15 protein-coding genes and 3 pseudogenes are annotated in these 18,368 nt (G+C 72.6%); 8 read left to right on the top strand and 10 right to left on the bottom strand.

What is annotated here, in order from left to right; all coding sequences use genetic code 11:
- Window positions 1-196 precede the first annotated feature (196 nt).
- A pseudogene (locus IH61_RS0114840) lies at window positions 197-826 on the top strand (glycoside hydrolase family 11 protein); the annotation flags it as partial.
- Window positions 827-1,012: 186 nt separating this feature from the next.
- On the top strand, window positions 1,013-2,506 hold the full coding sequence (locus IH61_RS0114835; protein WP_031069694.1) for an endo-1,4-beta-xylanase: 1,494 nt from the start codon (window positions 1,013-1,015) through the stop codon (window positions 2,504-2,506).
- 13 nt (window positions 2,507-2,519) lie between these two features.
- Here IH61_RS0114835 and IH61_RS40895 read toward each other — a convergent pair whose 3' ends face one another.
- On the bottom strand, window positions 2,520-3,488 hold the full coding sequence (locus IH61_RS40895; protein ID WP_420713923.1) for an RNA-guided endonuclease InsQ/TnpB family protein: 969 nt from the start codon (window positions 3,486-3,488) through the stop codon (window positions 2,520-2,522).
- 217 nt (window positions 3,489-3,705) lie between these two features.
- Window positions 3,706-3,774 (bottom strand): annotated as a pseudogene (locus tag IH61_RS50275) (helix-turn-helix domain-containing protein); the annotation flags it as partial.
- A 257-nt stretch (window positions 3,775-4,031) separates the two neighbouring features.
- Here IH61_RS50275 and IH61_RS40890 point away from each other — a divergent pair.
- Window positions 4,032-5,389, top strand: a pseudogene (locus tag IH61_RS40890) (non-reducing end alpha-L-arabinofuranosidase family hydrolase).
- Between the two features lie 112 nt (window positions 5,390-5,501).
- On the opposite strand, the gene IH61_RS0114820 reads toward IH61_RS40890, so the two are convergent.
- Window positions 5,502-7,154 carry a hypothetical protein gene (locus tag IH61_RS0114820; protein ID WP_051837063.1) on the bottom strand — a complete coding sequence of 551 codons (1,653 nt, stop codon included), beginning with the start codon at window positions 7,152-7,154 and terminating at the stop codon, window positions 5,502-5,504.
- Window positions 7,155-7,299: 145 nt separating this feature from the next.
- Here IH61_RS0114820 and IH61_RS0114815 point away from each other — a divergent pair, with 145 nt between their 5' ends.
- A complete protein-coding gene (locus IH61_RS0114815; RefSeq protein ID WP_037972730.1) occupies window positions 7,300-7,791 on the top strand; it encodes an Lrp/AsnC family transcriptional regulator in 492 nt (163 codons plus the stop codon).
- On the opposite strand, the gene IH61_RS0114810 is transcribed toward IH61_RS0114815, so the two are convergent.
- Window positions 7,770-8,708, bottom strand: a complete 939-nt coding sequence (locus IH61_RS0114810; protein WP_199823317.1) for an EamA family transporter — start codon at window positions 8,706-8,708, stop codon at window positions 7,770-7,772. The genes IH61_RS0114815 and IH61_RS0114810 overlap by 22 nt on opposite strands.
- A 40-nt stretch (window positions 8,709-8,748) precedes the next feature.
- Between IH61_RS0114810 and IH61_RS0114805 the strand changes: the two genes are divergently transcribed.
- Together IH61_RS0114805 and IH61_RS0114800 are read left to right on the top strand one after the other, a co-directional pair.
- Window positions 8,749-9,321, top strand: a complete 573-nt coding sequence (locus IH61_RS0114805; protein WP_078911113.1) for a MarR family winged helix-turn-helix transcriptional regulator — start codon at window positions 8,749-8,751, stop codon at window positions 9,319-9,321.
- Window positions 9,322-9,402: 81 nt separating this feature from the next.
- Window positions 9,403-10,101, top strand: coding sequence for an SDR family oxidoreductase (locus IH61_RS0114800; protein ID WP_031069686.1), 699 nt, complete (start codon window positions 9,403-9,405; stop codon window positions 10,099-10,101).
- Window positions 10,102-10,149: 48 nt separating this feature from the next.
- Here IH61_RS0114800 and IH61_RS0114795 read toward each other — a convergent pair whose 3' ends face one another.
- Both IH61_RS0114795 and IH61_RS0114790 read right to left on the bottom strand, forming a co-directional pair.
- Complete coding sequence (locus tag IH61_RS0114795) at window positions 10,150-10,689, bottom strand: hypothetical protein (RefSeq protein ID WP_031069684.1); 540 nt, start codon at window positions 10,687-10,689, stop codon at window positions 10,150-10,152.
- A gap of 191 nt (window positions 10,690-10,880) precedes the next feature.
- Window positions 10,881-11,735: an alpha/beta fold hydrolase gene (locus IH61_RS0114790; RefSeq protein WP_031069682.1), complete on the bottom strand. Its 855-nt coding sequence runs from the start codon at window positions 11,733-11,735 to the stop codon at window positions 10,881-10,883.
- Window positions 11,736-12,295: 560 nt separating this feature from the next.
- Here IH61_RS0114790 and IH61_RS44515 point away from each other — a divergent pair.
- Together IH61_RS44515 and IH61_RS0114780 are read left to right on the top strand one after the other, a co-directional pair.
- Window positions 12,296-12,775 (top strand): ArsR/SmtB family transcription factor, encoded by a 480-nt coding sequence (locus tag IH61_RS44515; protein ID WP_051837061.1) that lies wholly within the window; start codon window positions 12,296-12,298, stop codon window positions 12,773-12,775.
- A 62-nt stretch (window positions 12,776-12,837) separates the two neighbouring features.
- Window positions 12,838-13,497: an SMI1/KNR4 family protein gene (locus IH61_RS0114780; RefSeq protein ID WP_031069681.1), complete on the top strand. Its 660-nt coding sequence runs from the start codon at window positions 12,838-12,840 to the stop codon at window positions 13,495-13,497.
- Window positions 13,498-13,542: 45 nt separating this feature from the next.
- On the opposite strand, the gene IH61_RS0114775 is transcribed toward IH61_RS0114780, so the two are convergent.
- From IH61_RS0114775 to IH61_RS0114760, 4 genes are all read right to left on the bottom strand, one after another.
- Entirely contained in the window at window positions 13,543-14,757 is a 1,215-nt protein-coding gene (locus IH61_RS0114775; protein WP_031069679.1) for an LLM class flavin-dependent oxidoreductase, read from the bottom strand.
- The gene (locus tag IH61_RS0114770) at window positions 14,754-16,109 is read right to left on the bottom strand and encodes an NtaA/DmoA family FMN-dependent monooxygenase (protein WP_037972728.1); all 1,356 of its coding nucleotides are present in this window, start codon (window positions 16,107-16,109) and stop codon (window positions 14,754-14,756) included. Before IH61_RS0114770 ends, IH61_RS0114775 begins: the two co-directional genes overlap by 4 nt.
- A complete protein-coding gene (locus tag IH61_RS0114765; RefSeq protein ID WP_031069675.1) occupies window positions 16,106-17,035 on the bottom strand; it encodes a hypothetical protein in 930 nt (309 codons plus the stop codon). The genes IH61_RS0114770 and IH61_RS0114765 overlap by 4 nt, the downstream gene beginning before the upstream one ends.
- Before the next feature lie 71 nt (window positions 17,036-17,106).
- Entirely contained in the window at window positions 17,107-18,354 is a 1,248-nt protein-coding gene (locus IH61_RS0114760) for a pyridoxal phosphate-dependent aminotransferase (RefSeq protein WP_051837102.1), read from the bottom strand.
- Between the last annotated feature and the right edge of the window lie 14 nt (window positions 18,355-18,368).

Raw genomic sequence — 18,368 nt, 5'->3', positions numbered from 1 at the left:
CCCTGTCGACGAGAAGCCGGTTCCGCGCACCACTGCACCACGCCGTCCCGCCGCCCCCACCACCCTCGCGGCCGACGGTGACGCAGCGCTGCGCGCCCACCCATCGGCAGAACGGACCAACTCCGTGAAAATCCCCCATCTCAAGAGCCGCAGCCTCACCCGCCGCCCCGGACGGTCGGCCGGCAAGGCACCACGCATCCTCGCACTGGCCGCCGTGGCCGTCCTGGCCACGCCGGGCACCGCCGAAGCGTCGACCGTCACCACCAACCGGACCGGCACCGACGGCGGGTACTTCTACTCGTTCTGGACCGAGGGCTCCGGCGCGGTCTCGATGTCCCTGAACGGCGGCGGCAACTACGGCACCTCCTGGAACGGCGCCGGCAACTTCGTCGCCGGCAAGGGCTGGAGCACCGGATCGCGCAATCCGGTGAGCTACTCGGGCTCGTGGAGCACCAACGGCAACGCCTACCTCTCGCTCTACGGCTGGACCACCAACCCGCTCGTCGAGTACTACGTCGTCGAGAACTACGGCTCCTACAAGCCCACCGGCGCGTACAAGGGCACCGTCACCACGGACGGCGACACGTACGACATCTACGAGACGACGCGCTACAACGCCCCCTCCATCGAGGGCATCAGGACCTTCAACCAGTACTGGAGCGTCCGCCGGGCCAAGCGGACCGGCGGCACCATCACCGTCGGGAACCACTTCGACGCGTGGGCCAGGTCCGGCATGAACCTCGGCGCCATGAACTACGAGATCCTGGCCACCGAGGGCTACCGGAGCAGCGGCAGCTCGAACATCACGCTCGGCTCCGGCCGGGGCAGGCTCGCCGAACACTGAGGACCCGCCCCCGCGCCGGATATTGACACGGCGCATCCCCCGCGGTGAATTGTTAGCGCTAACGGACGCTGCCGAAGGGTCAGGACCAGGCACAGCGTCGCGCACCCGCGCACCGGCTTCCCCGACCGGTGCGCGGGACCTCCCCCCACCCAAGGAGAACGATCCCTCATGTCATCGCCCACATCGCCCACCAGGAAGCCCCTCCCCCGCAAGGCCCTGACGGCCGCCGCCGTCGCGCTCGCCGGCTCGCTCACCGCCGTCACCGTCGTCACCGCGAGCCCCGCGGCCCAGGCCGCCGGGACCACGCTGGGTACTGCGGCAGCCGACAGCGGCCGCTACTTCGGCACCGCCGTGGCCTCGGGCCGCCTCGGCGACCCGACGTACTCCGGCATCCTCGACCGGGAGTTCAACATGATCACCCCGGAGAACGAGATGAAGTGGGACACCATCGAGCCGTCCCGGGGCAACTTCAACTTCGGCCCCGCGGACTCCATCGTGGGCCACGCCTCCTCGCACGGCCAGCGCATGCGCGGCCACACCCTCGTCTGGCACTCCCAACTGCCCGGCTGGGTCTCGTCCATCGGCGACGCGAACACGCTGCGCAGCGTGATGAACAACCACATCACCGGTGAGATGAACCACTACAAGGGCAAGATCTACGCCTGGGACGTGGTCAACGAGGCGTTCTCCGACGACGGCAGCGGCCGGCACCGCCCCTCCGTCTTCCAGAACACCCTCGGCGACGGCTTCATCGAGGAGGCGTTCCGCACCGCCCGGAACACCGACTCCTCGGCCAAGCTCTGCTACAACGACTACAACATCGAGAACTGGAACGACGCCAAGACCCAGGGCGTCTACCGCATGGTCAAGGACTTCAAGTCCCGTGGCGTGCCCATCGACTGCGTCGGCTTCCAGAGCCACTTCGGCGCGGGCGGCCCCCCGTCGAACTTCCAGACCACGCTCTCCAGCTTCGCCGCGCTCGGCGTGGACGTCCAGCTCACCGAGCTCGACATCGCCCAGGCGCCCGCCACCGCGTACGCCGACACCGTCCGGGCCTGCCTGTCCGTCGCCCGCTGCACGGGCATGACGGTGTGGGGCATCCGCGACAGCGACTCCTGGCGCAGCGGTGAGAACCCGCTGCTGTTCGACGGCAACGGCAACAAGAAGGCCGCCTACGGCGCGGTCCTCGGCGCCCTGGGCGGCGGCGGCAGCACACCGCCGCCCGGCGGGGGCATCGTCTCCGGCACCGTGTACACGCTCTCCGACGTGGCCGCCGGACGCGTCCTCGACGAGCCCGCGGGGCAGAACGGCAACGGCACCCCGCTCCAGGTGTGGGACGCCAACGGCGGTGCCGCCAACCAGAAGTGGCGGGCCGACCGCAACGGCGACGGCTCGTACACGCTGACCAACGTCGCCAGCGGCCGGGCCCTGGACGAGCCGGGCGGCCAGACGGGCAACGGGACGAAGCTGCAGGTCTGGGACGCCAACGGCGGTGCCAACCAGCACTGGCGGGCCGACCGCAACGGCGACGGCTCGTACACCCTGACCAACGTCGCCAGCGGCCGGGCCCTGGAGCTCCCCGGCGGGCAGACCGCCAACGGCACGCCCGTCCAGATCTGGGACGCCACCGGCGGTGCCAACCAGCACTGGACCTTCAATTGACATCCTCCCCGCTCTAAAGGACGGGGATCCCTCCCGCGCCTGCGGCACGGACTCCCGTGCGCGGCAGGTCGCCGAGGTGGGTTCCCCGTTCATCGGGCCGTGCCCGGCGTGGGATTGCCACGCCGGGTCTGACCGGCCCTCCAGGGGCGTTTAGCCTGTCCGCCTGCCCGGCGGCCAGGATGTTGCGAGCAGCATTGAGGTCACGGTTATGCAGCACACCACACGCGCCGCAGGTCCACTCGCGGACCGCGAGTGGCTTGGGCCCGTCCCGGTGCCCGCACCGCGAGCAGAGCTGGGAGGACGGGAACGCGCGGGGCACGATGCCGACGGTGCGCCCGTACCGGGCGGCCTTCTCCTCGAGGAGGCGCCGGAAGGCGGACCATCCGGCGTCGTGGACGGACTTGGCCAGCCGGCCGCGTCCCAGGCCGCGCACGTTCAGGTCTTCCAGGTACACCGCTTGGGTTTCGCGGATGATCCTGGTCGTCTGTTTGTGCAGCCAGTCCCTGCGGGTGTCGGCCACCTTGGCGTGGGCCTTGGCGACCTTGCGGCGGGCCTTGGCCCGGTTCTTGCTGCCCCTGGCCTTGCGGGAGAGTTCCCGCTGCGCGGCCTTCAGCCGGCGTTCCGCCTTGCGCAGGAAGCGTGGGTTGTCGATCACCTGGCCGTCGGAGAGGACGGCGTAGGTGGTCAGTCCGAGGTCGATGCCGATCTCGGTGTCCAGCTCGGGCAGGTGGCTCGGCTCGACGTCCACGACGAAGCTCGCGTGGTACCGGCCCGACGGATCGAGCAGGATCGTCACCGAGGACGGATCGGCGGGCAGCGCACGCGACCACTTCACCCGCACGTCGCCGATCTTCGCCAGGTTCAGCTTCCCGTTGGAGCGGATGCGGAACCCGTTGCGGGTAAAGCGAAGGCTCTGCCGGCTGTCCCGCTTCGACTTGAACCGGGGAAGCCCCACCGGAGGCCCGGCGCGCCTGCCGGACACCCAGTCGAAGAAGTTCCGTGTACGCGGTGTCCAGGTCCCGCAGGGACTGGATCAGCGGGTCCACACCGACCGAGGCGAGCCACGCCCGCTCAGCGGTGCGCTTCGCCGCAGTGATCACCAGCTTCTGCAAGTCAGTGCCCCTGGGATACGGAAGACCGTCCTTACGGGCCTGCTTCCGAACCGCCAACGCATCGTTGAACACCACCCGCGCACACCCGAACGTACGGGCCAGCGCCAAGCGCTGACCAGCCGTCGGGTAAATGCGACATGAGTACCGAAGGTGCACGGGATCAACCTAGCGGGAGCCACTGACAACGGCTCCTGCCCAAACCTCCGAAGCCAACTCCGCCGCTTCGCCTCCGAGCCAAGGACCCTCCCCCACCCTCCGGGCGGGAGGACCCCCATCTCCCCGGCCCGAAGGCCGGGGCGTCCTGAGGGGTCAAAGGTGAGCCGCAGGGGCGCGCGCTCGCAACGGGCGCGCGCCCTCTGGTCTGTGAGCGCTCACATTTCTACGTGACCCCACCCGTTCACGAAGGAGATCCGATGTACGAACGAAGTTCCCGCCGCAGGCCCCTGCCCGCGGTCCTCACCGCCGTGCTCGCCACCGTGGCGGCCCTGGCGGCGATGCTCGTCGCGGCCCCCGCCCACGCGGACACCAGCGGTGCCCTGCGCGGTACGGGCTCCGGCCGCTGTCTCGACGTGTCGAACGCCAGCCAGGCGGACGGCGCGGCCCTGCAGATCTACGACTGCTCGAACGGCTCCAACCAGCAGTGGACGTCGACCAGCGACAACAAGCTGACCGTCTACGGCAACAAGTGCCTGGACGTGCCCGGCCACGCCACCTCGAACGGTACCCGCGTGCAGATCTGGAGCTGCACCGGCGGCGCGAACCAGCAGTGGCGGGTGAACTCCGACGGCACGATCGTCGGCGTCGAGTCCGGGCTCTGCCTGGACGTCACGGCCAACGGCACGGCCAACGGCACTGCGGTGGAGATCTGGACCTGCCACGGCGGCAACAACCAGAAGTGGACGGGCCTGTCGTCCGGGCCGACCACCCCGCCGGGCACCTGCGCCCTGCCCTCGACGTACCGCTGGTCCTCCTCCGGCGCCCTGGCGCAGCCCGCCAACGGCTGGACCTCGCTCAAGGACTTCACCACCACCACCTACAACGGCAAGCACCTGGTCTACGCGTCGAACGTGAACGGCTCCTCGTACGGCTCGATGGCGTTCGCCCCGTTCACCAACTGGTCGGACATGGCCTCGGCCGCCCAGACCGGGATGAACGAGAAGGCCGTGGCGCCCACGCTGTTCTACTTCGCGCCCAAGAACATCTGGGTGCTGTCCTACCAGTGGGGCGCGTGGCCGTTCATCTACCGCACCTCCAGCGACCCGACCAACCCCAACGGCTGGGCGACGACCAGAACATGTACCTGTTCTTCGCCGGTGACAACGGCAGCATCTACCGGGCGAGCATGCCCATCGGCAACTTCCCCGGCAACTTCGGCTCCGGATACACCACCGTGATGAGCGACTCCACGGTCAACCTGTTCGAGGCCCCGCAGGTCTACAAGGTCCAGGGCCGCAACCAGTACCTGATGATCGTCGAGGCCCGCGGCGCCACGGAGCAGCGCTACTTCCGCTCCTTCACCGCCACCAGCCTCAACGGCTCCTGGACCCCGCAGGCCGCCAGCGAGAGCAACCCCTTCGCGGGCAAGGCCAACAGCGGCGCCGGCTGGACCAACGACATCAGCCACGGCGACCTGGTCCGCAACAACCCCGACCAGACCATGACCATCGACCCCTGCAACCTCCAGCTGCTCTACCAGGGCAAGAACCCCAACGCCACCGGCCCCTACGACCAGCTCCCCTGGCGCCCGGGCCTCCTCACCCTCCAGCGCTGACCCTCCACCGCGCTCCTGCGCGCACTCCTGCCGCCGGAGACAACTACTCGTGTAGTGGCACTACTGACGTAGTGCCACTACACGAGTAGTGCCGCTTGTACCGCCGTCAGGGTTACCGGCCCAGGATCGCCGGGTCCTCGGCGAGTTCGGCGAGGAGGGCGTCCAGCTTGGCCCGGTCGACCGAAGGCATCACGAACACGTGCACGTAGGTGCGCCTGGTCGACTCGTCGCCCGGGACCATCACCACGTCCTGGGAGGACAGCGACCACTTGGCCACCAGCTCCGGGCTCGGCTTGCGGAACCGGACGGTCACGGCGCCCGGGGTGCGGGCGGGCCAGAGCTCGACGCCGAGCTCGCCCTCCATGGCCGTCAGGCGCTGCTCCAGGTACGCGGCCAGCTCCTGGGCCTCACGGATGCGGTGGACCTGGTCGCGGTAGGAGTGGCGCGAGAGGTGGTCCCAGAGGATCAGCGGGGAGAACCCGTTGCGGGAGCCGGCGAAGGTGGTGTCGGGGGCGCCGATGTAGTCGGGTTGGGAGGGCGGGGAGATCTGGTACTTGACCTTGGTCATGTAGATGCCGCACGGCCAGGGCGCGCCCGCCCACTTGTGGCCGCTCATCGCGATCGAGGAGACCATGTCGACCTCGCCGTGGCCGGCGGTGGGCAGCCGCAGGCCGAAGTCGAACTCGGGCGGCGCGACCTCCGGCGTCCAGCCGTACGCCTGCGGGTCCTCGGCGGCCAGCCGCAGGAACGGCGCGTACCCGGCGCCGAGCGCGCCGTCCACGTGTATCCAGAAGCCGCGGCGCACGTCGACCAGCGCGCGGCCGGAGTCCGGGCAGCGGCCGTAGACGACCTCGCGCTCGACCAGGCCGTACCGCTCGAAGATCGGCAGCAGCCGCTCGCAGACCGCGCGGACGTCGTCGTGGGCGCCCTTGAAGGTGCTGCCGAGGTTGAGGTTGACGAAGACCGGGTGGCCCTTGGCGGCGAAGAACTCCACGAGCGTGGCGAGGGCGTCGACGTCGATCTCGCCGGTGCCGTCCCAGGAGAGACCGGACGGGCCGGGGCGGGAGGGCACCTCGGTGGGCCAGGCGCGCAGGCCCGTGACCGGGTCGGTCAGGGGGCTCTCGTCGGGGTACAGCTCCTGGCCGACGGCGTGGAACGTCTCCACGCCCAGGACGGCGACGGCCTTGGCGAAGGAGTAGTGGGTGTCCTCGGAGTAGAAGGCGACGGGGTGGTGGGCGTTGGGGTTGTGCCGGTCCGGGTCGGCCTTGACGTAGCGGACGGCGTCGAAGGGGGCGGCGGGCGGCTTGATCAGCGCCTTGCCGCTCAGGTAATCGCGGGCGTTCCACAGGGCGTACATGTTGCCCTCGGTGGAGCCCATGGACAGCATGTAGCCCCAGTAGGACTCCGGGTCGGCCGGGTCGTGGGGGCGTTCGGCGTGCCAGAGGCGGGCGTAGTAGTCGAGGACGGCCCGCTCGACGACCTTGGTGTTGGGCTTGTAGCCGCCCGCCTGGAACGGGTCGCCGAGGTTGTTGATGTTGTTCGGCAGGAACCGGGCGAGGTCGAGCGCCGTGCCCTGCATGTCCTGGGTGGCCTGGTAGCCGACCAGGTGCCTGCGCTTGCGGGTCAGGTACTCGTCCACCGCGTCCAGCGCGTGCAGTCGGCGGCCGTCGTCCAGGCCGCCCTCGGGGAGGGCGAAGTCGCCGCCGTCCAGTTCCGGGCCGGGGTCGACGGCGGTCGCGGCGAACGGGGAGGCGGTCGGGCTCATGGACGGGTCGCTCCGGAGGACGGCGGTGGGGGACGCCCGTAAGAATGGAACTTTCGGGCGCTGCGGGGAAGACCGTCCGAAGAACATTCGGCCCGAGGTCGATCAGGTTTGCGAATCTGCGGAACGGGCTGGGATCCTGGCGGGCATGCCGAACAATCCACAGGCCCGCCGGTCGCCGGTCGACGAGGTCGACCGGGCGATCGTCCGCGCCCTGGCCGACAACGCCCGCCTGCCCAACAACGCCCTCGCGGCCGCCGTCGGCATCGCCCCGTCCACCTGCCTGGCCCGGGTCCGGGCGCTCCAGGACCGCGGCATCATCCGCGGCTTCCGCGCCGAGCTGGACCCGGCCGCGATCGGGCTGCCGCTCCAGGCGATGATCTCCGTCCGCCTGCGCGCCCACACCCGCGAGCAGAACGAGAGCTTCCGCAGCACCGCCCCCGACCTGCCCGGCGTCCTCGCCGTCTTCCACATGGCCGGCTCGGACGACTACCTGCTGCACGTCGGCGTCGCCGGCCCGGAGGCGCTGCGCGACTTCGTCGTCGACCACCTCACCACCCACCCGGCGGTGGCCCAGACCCGCACCAACCTGATCTTCGAGCAGATCCCGGGCCGCCGCTACCTCGCCCCCGGCCGCTGACCCGCCCCCGACAGGCGGCGCCGTCGCGGCGCTTCGGCCGGGTGCCCTTCGTCGCCGCCGCGCCGCCCCGCGCGGGTGGGCCGGCCCAGGACGACCCCGGCCAGGACGAGGGCCAGCCCGCACAGCTGCTGGACCGTCAGCACCTCTCCGGCCACGGCCGTTCCGAGCAGGACGCCGGTGACGGGGTTGAGCAGTCCGACCAGGCCGACGGTGCCCGCGGGCAGGTGGCGCAGCCCGGTGAACCAGGCGACGAAGGCCAGCGCGGTGGCGACCAGGGAGACGTAGCCGAAGGCGAGGAGGGCGGGCGCGGGGAGCGCGGGCGGCGGGCCCTCCACGAGCGCGGCGACCGGCAGCAGGAACAGCCCTCCGGCGGTGAGCTGCCAGGCGGTGGAGGCGAGCACCTCGGTGCCGTCGGTGTTCCAGCGCTTGGTGAGGATGTGGCCGAAGGAGGAGACGAGCATGGCGGCGGCCGCGGCGAGGACTCCCGGGACGCTGACCTCCCCCGCTCCGGTGAGCAGCATGAGGCAGACCCCGCCGAGGCCGATCCCGGCGCCGGCCAGGTGGGCGCGGCCGGGCCGTTCGGAGACCAGGGCCCAGGCGATGAGCATCATCGCCAGCGGGGAGAGGGCCATGACGGTGGAGGCGATGCTCGTGGACAGCAGCTGGGAGGCGGCGTAGACGAGCACGAAGAACACGCTGACGTTGAGCAGCCCGAGCACGGCGGAGCGCCACCACCACGCCCCGCGCGGCCGCCGTCGGCACAGGGCCAGCAGGACGAGACCGGCGGGCAGGGCGCGCAGGGCGGCGCCGTAGAGGGGGCTGTCGGGCGGGAGGAACCGGTGGGTGACGTAGTAGTTGGCGCCCCAGGCGACCGGGGCGAGGGCGGTCAGGGCCACCCACCGCACATTAGCTTCCATGGAAGGCAATATAGCTTCTCGGGAAGCTATGCTGGTCGGCATGGACGCCCCAGTGCCTTTTGACCGCGTGGCCCCCGAGCGCGCGCCCTCCGACCACGTGCCCTCCGACGACGTGCCCCCCGACCGCGTCGCCCGCATCCAGGCCGACTGGCACCGCGAACGCCCCGACCTGGACGTCTCCTCCCTCGGCGTGATCGGCCGCCTCCACCGCCTGGCCGACCACCTCACCGAGGAGCTCTGCCTCGTCTACCGGCGCTACGGGCTCGGCGAGGGCGAGTTCGACGTCCTGTGCGCACTGCGCCGCGCCGGCGAGCCCTTCGAGCGCGCGCCCGGCGAACTCGCCGCGCACACGATGGTCACCACCGGCGCGATGACCAAGCGCATCGACCGCCTCGAACAGGCCGGACTCGTCACCCGGCGCCGCTCCGACGACGACCAGCGCGGCCGCATCGTCGCCCTCACCCAGCCCGGCCGCGAACTCATCGACCAGGCGTTCGCCGACCACATGCGCAACGAACGCCGCCTGCTGGGCATGCTGACGCCCGCCGAGAACGAGGCACTCGAAGGGCTGCTCGCCACCTGGCTCTCGAAGGTGGAGAACCCTCGCCCGTAATTCCGGGGGCGGATGATCCCAATCCGCGTATAGTGCAGGCGTTTCGGGACCCCCGGGACCACGAACACCGAGGAGGCCCCCATGGAACCCGTCAGCCTGATCACCGGCGGCTCGACCGGCATCGGCGCCGCCACCGCCCGCGCCCTCCTCAAGCAGGGCCACCGCGTGGCCGTCACCGGACGGGACGCGGGCAAGCTCGCCGCCTTCGCCGCCTCGGCCGGGGCGGGCGAGCGGCTGCTGACCGTCGCCGGTGACACCGGCGAGGCCGAGGACGTCGCGGCCGTCGTGCACCACGTGGTGGAGACCTGGGGCCGGCTGGACAACGTCATCGCCAACGCCGGCTTCTCCCTGCCCGGCAACCTGGAGAGCCACTCCCCCGAGGACATGCGCGCCATGGTCCTCACCAACGTCCTCGGCCCGGCCCTGCTGGTCCAGCGGACCCTGCCGCACCTGCGGGAGTCCAAGGGCCGGATCGTGATCCTCGGCTCGGTCGCCGGGGTGCGCAACACCCCCGGCAACCTGTACTCCGTCACCAAGTGGGCCGCGCACGCACTCGCCGAGAACACCCGGCTGCTGGTCGCCAAGGACGGCATCGGCGTGACCGTCGTCGCCCCCGGGATCGTGGACACCCCGTTCTGGGACGAGCGCGGCGGCACCCCGTCCACCGAGCCGGTGATGACCGCCGAGCAGATCGCGGACACCATCGTCTTCGCCCTCAACCAGCCCGTCGGCGTGACGATCAACCACATGACCGTGCGCCCGACCGGCCAGGTCGGCTGAAACCCGGCCCGCCCGGCGTCTCCGGTTTCACCGGGCGGGCCCGACGGGTCAGTCGTCGTCCATCCTGGCCAGGGCGTCGCTGATCAGGCGGGTGGCGAAGTCGTGGTCGTCCCCGGCGACGCGGTTGACGTGCTCGGCCGTCATGACGGCGAGGGCCTCCAGCGGGTTCATCTCGGCGCGGGTCCAGGGGCCGTACTGGGCGCGCCAGAGGTTGGGGCTCAGGCCGGTACCGGCGGCGACGAGGAGGCCCGTCATGGTGGGGATGACCTCGGGGCTGAAGGTCCTGGGCATCATCCGCATCGTGCCCACCAGCGCCGGGACGACGTGTTCGACGACGTCCCGGTCGTGGTCGTCGCAGGCGGCCTTCAGCCAGGTCATGTAGAGGTAGATCACCGTGCAGGTGCCGTCCACCAACTCCGCGAGCCCGTTGGGGCCGAGGGAGGCGGTGACCTGGTTGACCAGGGCCTGCTGGCGGGCGTCCGAGCCGCCCCTGCCCTCGTAGACGGATTTGAGCCGGGAGTCGATCACCATCAGCGCCGTGCCGACGTCGCCGATGGGGGCGGATTCGGGACCGCAGGTCGATGCCATGCCTTCTCCTCTGACCGTTCTGACCGTTACGGCAGGTGATGTTTCGCACCCGCAGCGTAGACAGGACGGCGGGCCGGGCGGCGGGGTTTCTCCGACCTTCACCCGGGAGTGCGACGGGCCGTCAATTCCCTTCGACACCGGTCGACTCCCGTCAACTCCCCTCGACTCCCGTCGACTCCCGTCGCCTCCCGTCAACCGGCGGTGGCGAGGAAGCCGCCGACCGTCGCCGTGAACGCCTTCGGGTCGTCCAGCCACGGGTAGTGCCCGGCGCCCGGCTGGACGGCGAGCGTCACCTCGGGGAAGAGCGCGGAAGCCTCGGCGGCGGACGCGGCGGTGGGCCACAGGTCGACCTCGCCCGCGAGGAGCAGCACCGGGCAGCGCAGCGCGCCCAGGCTCCGGCGCAGTTCCTCGGTGTCGGGCGTGTAGCCCCGGTAGTAGTTCTCGCTGACGGGCAGCGCGCGCTGGGCGGGGTCGGCGGCGGCGTGGGCGCGGGCGGCGTCGTCCCAGCGGCCGTACATCAGCGGCTCGAAGGCGAGGCGGTACGGCGCGGCCTCGGCGAAGGAGGTCGCGGTCGTCATGTGCCGGTGCGCGGTGACGGCCTCGGCGTGCCAGGGCTCGGCCGCGCGGGAGGCGATCACCTGCTCGACGCCCGTGTCGGAGGGCAGTCCGACACCGGCGAAGGACGGGGTGACGAGGGTCAGGCTGGACAGCCGCCCGGGGTGGGCGGCGGCGTAGAGCATGGCGAGGCTGCCTCCGGCGGAGTGGCCGAGCAGGTCGACGCGCTCCAGGCCGAGGTGGCGGCGCAGCGCCTCGACGTCGGCCACCAGGCGGTCGACCCGGTAGGTGGCCGGGTCGGCGGGTGTTCCGGACGCGCCGGTGCCACGGGTGTCGGGCAGGATCAGGGTGCGGTGGGCGGACAGGCCCCCGAGGTCGCCGAGGTACTCGGCGGCGCGGCCGGGGCCGCCGGGGAGGCAGAGCAGCGGCGGGCCGTCTCCGAGGGTGCGGAAGGCGAGCGTGGTTCCGTCGTACGAGGTGATGAACTCCATGCCGGAGAGTCTGGGCGGCGGCCGCCCGGCCCGGCTACCGTTCAGCCACGGCTAAACGATCAGGGGCGGGGCAGGCATGGCGGTGGAGATCCGGCTCTCGGCGGCCGAGGTGGCGCGGGTACGGCTCGCGGTGTCGCCGCTGGCCGAGACGGTGCTCGGGGTGCGGGCGGCACTCGGGGTCGGCGGGCACGAGGTGCACCGGCCGTGGGTGCGCGAGGCGGAGCGGGTGCTGGCCGGGGAGCCGGAGGCGCCGCTGCTGCGGGCGCTGCTCGAGAGCTGCCTGCCGTCGTTCCTCTTCCCGGTGCCGGACGAGCGCCTGCCGGGCTTCGAGGCCGAGGTGGCGGGGCTGCGGGCGGCGGACCCGGCGTACGTCGCGGCGGAGTGCGCCGCCGCGCTGGGGGACGCCCGCGCTGCGCGGCTGCCGCGTCCCGAGCCGCTGTTGGAGCGGGTCGCCGAGGCGCTGACCCGCTGTCACGACCGGCTGGTGGCCCCGCACTGGGGGCGGATGCGCGCGCTGCTGGAGGCGGACCTGGGCCGGCGGGGCGCTGGTCGACGGCGGGGTGGAGGGGCTGTTCGCGCAGCTGCACGCCGATGTGGTGTGGCGGGAGGGCGAGTTGGTGGTGCACGGGCGCCGCCGCTCGGGCGCGGTGTGGACGGTCGAGGCCGACGGGCACGGCCTGGTGGTGATGCCCTCCGTCTTCGGCTGGCCGGACGTGATCGTCGACTACTCCCCGCGCGCCGCCGCTTCCATCCGCTACCCGGTCCCCGGGGTCGGGCTGCTCTGGGAGGAGCCCCGGCCGACCCCCGGGGGCCTCACCGCCGTCCTCGGCCGCACCCGCGCCGCCCTCCTCGCCGAACTCGGCGAACCCCTGAGCACCCCCACCCTCGCCACCCGGCTGGGCGTCACCCCCGGCGCCGTCTCCCAACACCTCGGCGCCCTCCGCGGCGCGGGCCTGGTCACCACCCACCGCACGGGCCGCACGGCCGTACACCTGCGCACCCGCACGGGCACGGCCCTCGTGGCGGAGCCGCCGAACTGAGTTGATCCCGGCCCTCCGACTTGGCACGATCGCTGCGGGTCGGAAGGTGGGAGGGGTCGCAGATGAGTTGGTCAGGGGTGCGCGAGCGGGTGCTGGCGCTGCGGAAGGCGCCGGGCGCGGCCAAGGTGTTCGGGGCCAACGGGCACGGCTTCCGGCTGGACCCGCCCCTGAGCGAGGCCGAGGTCGCGGAGGCGGAGCGGCAGTTCGGGGTGTCCTTCCCGCCGGCGTATCGCACCTTCCTCCTGGAGGTCGCCGCGGGTGGCGCCGGGCCGGACTACGGCCTCTACCCGCTGCGTCGCGACGACCAGGGGTGGCACTGGGTCGCCCTGGGCGACACTCGCGAGGTCAACCCGCTGCTGGGGCGGCCCTTCCCCTCGGAGGCCGAACGCGCCCGCCGGACGGAGGAGCTGGACGCCCGCGAGCCCCGCGAGGAGGACTTCCCCGACGAGGACGCCTACCGCGCCGCCTTCCGCGCCTGGGACGACGAGTGGGAGCCCCTGAACGAAGCGATGACGGCCGGAGCGGTCTGCCTCGGCCACCAGGGCTGCGGCTACTTCACCTGGCTCGCCGTCACCGGCCCGGACAGCGGCACCCTCTGGAACGACCTCCGCGCCGCCGACGGCCCCCTCGAACCCCTGACGGACGGGACCGGCCGCCTGGACTTCCACACCTGGTACTTGACCTGGCTCCGCCGCGCGACCCGCGAGGCGGCCGGGGCATGAGTGCGGACACCGCTCCGACGGTCGAACTTCCGGGCGTACGGCGCCTCACCCCTTCGCCGCGTAGCGGCTGGTGGGCCGCTCCAGGCCCAGGTGGCCGCGGAGGGTGGTTGCCTCGTACTCGGTGCGGAAGGCGCCGCGGCGTTGGAGTTCGGGGACGAGGCTGCGGGTGATCCGGTGGAGGTCGTGGGGAAGGGTGGCGGGGCGGAGGCGGTAGCCGTCCAGGCCCGCCTGGCGCCAGTCGAGGAGGAGGTCGGCCAGTTCGGCGGCGGTGCCGGTGAACACCTCGGCGTCGGAGGTGAGTTCGGTGCCGTCCAACGCGTCGAGGTGGGCCTTGCGCTCGGCGGCGGCGCCGGGCTCCTCGTCCAGGAGGACGAGGAGGTCGGCGAAGCGCAGCAGCGGCCGGGCCCGGGTGTCGCGGCCGGTGGCGGCGACGGCGGCGTCGACCTGGCGGAGGATGTCGACGGTGCCCGCGCGGGAGTGCGGGGTGAGGTAGACGAGGTCGGCGGCGCGGGCCGCGAACTCGTAGGGGACGGAGGCGTGGGCGAGGCTGGTCACCAGGGGCTGGCCCTGCGGGGAGCGCGGGGTGATGGAGGGGCCGCGGACGGAGAAGTGGTCGCCGGTGAAGTCGATGTGGTGGATCCTGTCGCGGTCGACGAACCGGCCGGTGGCGGCGTCGCGGATCTCCGCGTCGTCCTCCCAGCTGTCCCACAGCCGCCGGGTGGCCTCCACCACGTCGGCCGCCTCCTCGAAGAGCGGGCGCAGCCGCCGGGCGATGAGCTCGGAGTCGCGGACGTCCTCCTCGGTGAGCTGAGGGGTCACCCGGCGGCCGAAGTGCGCGGCGTCGGCGGCCCGGGAGGCGATCTGGGGGCGCAGGCCGCCTCGGCCCTCGCTGGCGTGGTCGAGGGTGGCGATGCCGACGGCGACGTGGAAGGGCTCGGTGTGGGTGACGTTGACGGTCGGGACGAGCCCGATCCTCGACGTGACCGGGCCGAGGAAGGAGGCGATGAGCGCCGCGTCCAGGCTGCCCCGGACCCGTGCGGTGTCCTCGTCGGGCCGGTGGAAGGCGGTGGTCTGGAGGCCGAGCGCGTCCTCGATGGTGACGAAGTCGAGCAGGCCCCGTTCGGCCTCGGCGGCGAGGTCCGCCCAGTAGGCCGGGGTGAACAGCTCACCGGGCCGGGCGCCTTCGGCCCGCCAGGCGGCCGGGTGCCAGCCGGCGCCGTCGAGGGCGACGGCGAGGTGGAGCGGGGGCGGCGGGGTCACGAGGTACTTCCCTTCTCGATCGGGGAGATCCCCAGGTGGTCGCGCAGGGTCGTGCCGGTGTACTCCCGCCGGTGCACGCCCTTGTCCTGGAGGAGCGGCACGACGCGGTCCACGAAGTCGTCGAGGCCCGTGGGGGTCAGGTGCGGGACGAGGACGAAGCCGTCGGCGCCGCCGGTCTGCACGAAGTGGTCGATCCGGTCGGCGACGGTCTGCGGGGAGCCGACGAAGGTCTGCTGGGCGCCGTCGACCTCGATGACCAACTCCCGGATGCTCAGGCCGCGTTCCTCCGCGAGGGCGCGCCAGCGGCGGGCGGTCTCGGCGCGGTCGCGGCGGAAGATCGAGTGGCCCTTGAGGGTCTGCGCGTCGCCGTCGGGGTCGATGTCCGGCAGCGGGCCGTCCGGGTCGTAGGCGGACAGGTCGCGGCCCCAGACGGCTTCCAGGTGGGCGATGGCGGTCTGCGGGCCGACCTGGGCGCGGGTGATCTCGCGGGCGAGGGCCTGGGCCTCCGCGTCGGTGTCGGCGACCACCGCGCTCGCCGTGGGCAGGATCTTCAGCTCGTCCTCCGTGCGGCCGTGGGCGGCCAGGCGGCCCTTGACGTCCCGGTAGAACGCGCGGGCCTGGTCGAGCCGGTTGTACTTGCTGAAGATGACCTCGGCCTCGGCGGCGGCGAACTCGCGGCCCGCGTCGGACTCGCCGGACTGGATGATCACCGGGTGTCCCTGCGGGGAGCGGGGGGTGGTGAAGCGGCCGGAGATGTCGAAGTGCCGCCCCTGGTGGGCGAATCGGCCGACCCCGGGCCGTACGTACTCCCCCGAGGCCGCGTCGGCGATGACGTCGCCGTCGGCCCAGCTGTCCCACAACTTCCGTGTGGTGGTGAGGAATTCGGCCGCGCGGCTGTAGCGGTCGCGCTCCTCCAGGAAGGCGCCGCGCCGGAAGTTCTCGCCGGTGAAGGCGTCGAAGCTGGTGACGATGTTCCAGGCGGCGCGCCCGCCGCTGAGGTGGTCGAGGGTGGCGAGGCGGCGGGCCAGCTCGTAGGGCTCGTTGAAGGTGGCGTTGACCGTCCCGGCGAGGCCGAGCCGGCTGGTGACGGCGGCCAGGGAGATCAGTTGGGCGAGGTTGTCCGGGCGGCCGACCACGTCGAGGTCGTAGATCTCCCCCTTGTGCTCGCGCAGGCGCAGGCCCTCGGCGAGGAAGAAGAAGTCGAAGAGGCCGCGTTCGGCGGTCTGCGCGAGGTGGCGGAAGGACTCGAAGGCGATCTGGCTCCTGGAGCGCGGGTCGGCCCAGAGGGTGATGTTGTGGATGGCGGGCAGCTGCACCGCGAGGTGCACCTGCCGGCGGGGCGCGGCGCTCATGCGGCGGGGAGGGAGGCGAAGGCGGCCGGGGAGACGTAGCGCACGGTGTTCTCGAAGGCGACGCCGTGGCTCTTGACGTCGATGGCGATGGTGTCGCCGTCCTCGATCCGGAAGCCGTCGTGGAAGCTGGCCTCGTCGGCGCCCAGGAGCACGTAGTTGACGAGCCCGGGGCGGCGTACGGCGGGGAAGGTGAACAGGTGGTCGACCATGTCGTTGATCCGGTGGTAGAGCGCGTCGCCGCCGGCCTCGAAGGGGCCCTCCCAGGCGGTGGCGCCGCCCCGGGTGATGGTGGTCCGGCCGGTGAAGGTGCGCGGCGGGGGGCCGAGGAAGAGGGTGGGCGCGAGGGCGGTGTCGCAGAGCTTGCAGTACGGGTTGTAGCCCGGCTCCTTGCGGTGAAGGCCGATGTCGCACAGGTCGTTGCCGAAGGTGTAGCCGGCGTAGTGCGGGTAGCCGTCGGCGTCGTTGACGAAGACGAGGGCGATCTCCGGCTCCTCGATGAGGGCGACCGGCTCCGCGGGGACGGTCAGCGGCTCGCCGGGCAGCTTGGCCCACTCGCCGAAGCCCTTGAAGAACCACCTGGGCGGGACGAACTCGCCTCCCTCGGGGGCGCTTTCGCCCCCCCACTTCTTCCTGTGGGTGCCCATGAAGCCGCTCAGCAGCGCCGAGCCGGAGGCCCCGGGCAGCAGCGGGACCAGCGGCTGCACGTCCGGGTCCCCTGCGGGCAGGACGACGGTCTCGGCGCCCTCGGTGACGGCGGCGCAGACGGCCTCGGCGGAGCCGTCGGTGGTGGTGAACGCGGCGGCCAGGGCGCCTTCGGCGATGCGGTGGAGCGTCTGGGGCTCGCCCGGTCCGGGGCGGTCGAAGGTGACGTAGCGGCCGCCCCGGTAGGCGACTTCGGTGAGGACGGGCGGCAGTGACTGGGACATGGGGGCCTCCGAAGGACGGTCAGGTGCGGGTCGGATCCGGTCGGGTGCGGTCAGGTATAGGTCGGTTCCGGTCAGGCGCGGGTGAGGTCGGCGAGGGCCCCGCCGAGGTGGTCGAGGGAGCGGCCGATCCACGGCAGGGCGACCGGGTCGGGCGCGGCCAGCGCGGCGAGGCGCTGCTCGTCGGTGTCGCCGTACAGGCGGCTGGTGGCGGCGCGGATGCGCAGGACGCCCTCGGGCTCGCCGAAGGCGCTGCCGGGCAGGACGCCGATGCCGTGGCGCTCGACGAGGAAGCGGACGATCCCCTCGCCGCCGGTGACGCCGTGCGCCTCGGCCAGGCGGTCGCGCAGCGGCTCGAAGTCCGGGTAGAGGTAGCAGGTGGCGGTGACGGGCGCCACCAGCGCCCCGGCGGCCGCGAGGTGACCCGCCGCCGCCCGGGCGACGGCCGCGTGCAGCCGCCTGCTCGCGGCGATCCGCTCGGTGATCTCCGGAGGTTCGGCGAAGGCGTACGCGGCGGCCGTCTGCACGGGGGCGGGCGGGCTGGACCAGATCTGGCTGGCGACGGCGACGAGCCGGGTGTGCAGTTCCCGCCCGATCGGGCCCTCGGGCAACCGGGCGACGCCCGTGCGCCAGCCGCCCAGGGCGAGGTTCTTGGTGAGGCCGGTGGTGACGACCGTACGCTCGGGGGCGTACGCGGCCGGGGAGACGGCCGGGCGGGCAGGGTCGTGGACGAGGTCGCCGTAGATCTCGTCGGAGACGATGATCAGGTCCAACTCGCGTGCAGTATCGGCGAGTTGACGCACCACTTCCGGGGAGGCGACCGTCCCGGTCGGGTTGTCCGGGACGGTCACCACGACGGCACGCGGGTCCTGCCCGGCGGCGCGGGCGGCAGTGACCGCCCCGCGCAGCCGGTGCGGGACGGGCACGCCGCCCTGGCCGGGCAGGATCGGCACCGGCAGCGGACGGCCCCCGGCGAGGCGCGCCTGCGCGGCGTAGCTGACCCAGCCGGGGACGGGCACCACCGCGTCGCCGCCGACGGCGAGCAGCACGGCGAACAGCAGGGACTTGCTGCCGGGGCCCGCGACGACGAGCCCGGGGTCGGTGGGCAGGCCCCGGCGGCTCCAGTACCCGGCGGCGGCCTCGCGCAGGGCGGGGCTGCCGGCCACCGGGCCGTACGCGTTCTCCCCGGCCGCGGCGGCGAGGCGTTCGCGCAGCACGGGCAGGACCGGAAGCCCGATCTCGCCGCTGGTCATGGGCAGGACGCGCTGCCCGGAGCGCCGCCGCTCCTCCAGGGCGGCGTCGGCGGCGAGCGTCGCCGACATGGGGACGGTCACGG

Origin of the sequence: Streptomyces sp. NRRL WC-3742 (genome assembly GCF_000720635.1) — a bacterium.
GTDB lineage: Bacteria > Actinomycetota > Actinomycetes > Streptomycetales > Streptomycetaceae > Kitasatospora.
Note: the sequence above shows the minus strand (reverse complement) of the source record. Positions and strands in the feature narration are given on the sequence as shown.

Bases quoted from the DNA above. Each gene is read 5' to 3' on its own strand.
- IH61_RS0114835 (WP_031069694.1), top strand. From the start codon at position 1,013: ATGTCATCGCCCACATCGCCCACCAGGAAGCCCCTCCCCCGCAAGGCC.
- IH61_RS0114820 (WP_051837063.1), bottom strand. From the start codon at position 7,154: ATGAGCCCGACCGCCTCCCCGTTCGCCGCGACCGCCGTCGACCCCGGC.
- IH61_RS0114815 (WP_037972730.1), top strand. From the start codon at position 7,300: ATGCCGAACAATCCACAGGCCCGCCGGTCGCCGGTCGACGAGGTCGAC.
- IH61_RS0114810 (WP_199823317.1), bottom strand. From the start codon at position 8,708: ATGGAAGCTAATGTGCGGTGGGTGGCCCTGACCGCCCTCGCCCCGGTC.
- IH61_RS0114805 (WP_078911113.1), top strand. From the start codon at position 8,749: ATGGACGCCCCAGTGCCTTTTGACCGCGTGGCCCCCGAGCGCGCGCCC.
- IH61_RS0114800 (WP_031069686.1), top strand. From the start codon at position 9,403: ATGGAACCCGTCAGCCTGATCACCGGCGGCTCGACCGGCATCGGCGCC.
- IH61_RS0114795 (WP_031069684.1), bottom strand. From the start codon at position 10,689: ATGGCATCGACCTGCGGTCCCGAATCCGCCCCCATCGGCGACGTCGGC.
- IH61_RS0114790 (WP_031069682.1), bottom strand. From the start codon at position 11,735: ATGGAGTTCATCACCTCGTACGACGGAACCACGCTCGCCTTCCGCACC.
- IH61_RS0114780 (WP_031069681.1), top strand. From the start codon at position 12,838: ATGAGTTGGTCAGGGGTGCGCGAGCGGGTGCTGGCGCTGCGGAAGGCG.
- IH61_RS0114770 (WP_037972728.1), bottom strand. From the start codon at position 16,109: ATGAGCGCCGCGCCCCGCCGGCAGGTGCACCTCGCGGTGCAGCTGCCC.
- IH61_RS0114765 (WP_031069675.1), bottom strand. From the start codon at position 17,035: ATGTCCCAGTCACTGCCGCCCGTCCTCACCGAAGTCGCCTACCGGGGC.
- IH61_RS0114760 (WP_051837102.1), bottom strand. From the start codon at position 18,354: ATGTCGGCGACGCTCGCCGCCGACGCCGCCCTGGAGGAGCGGCGGCGC.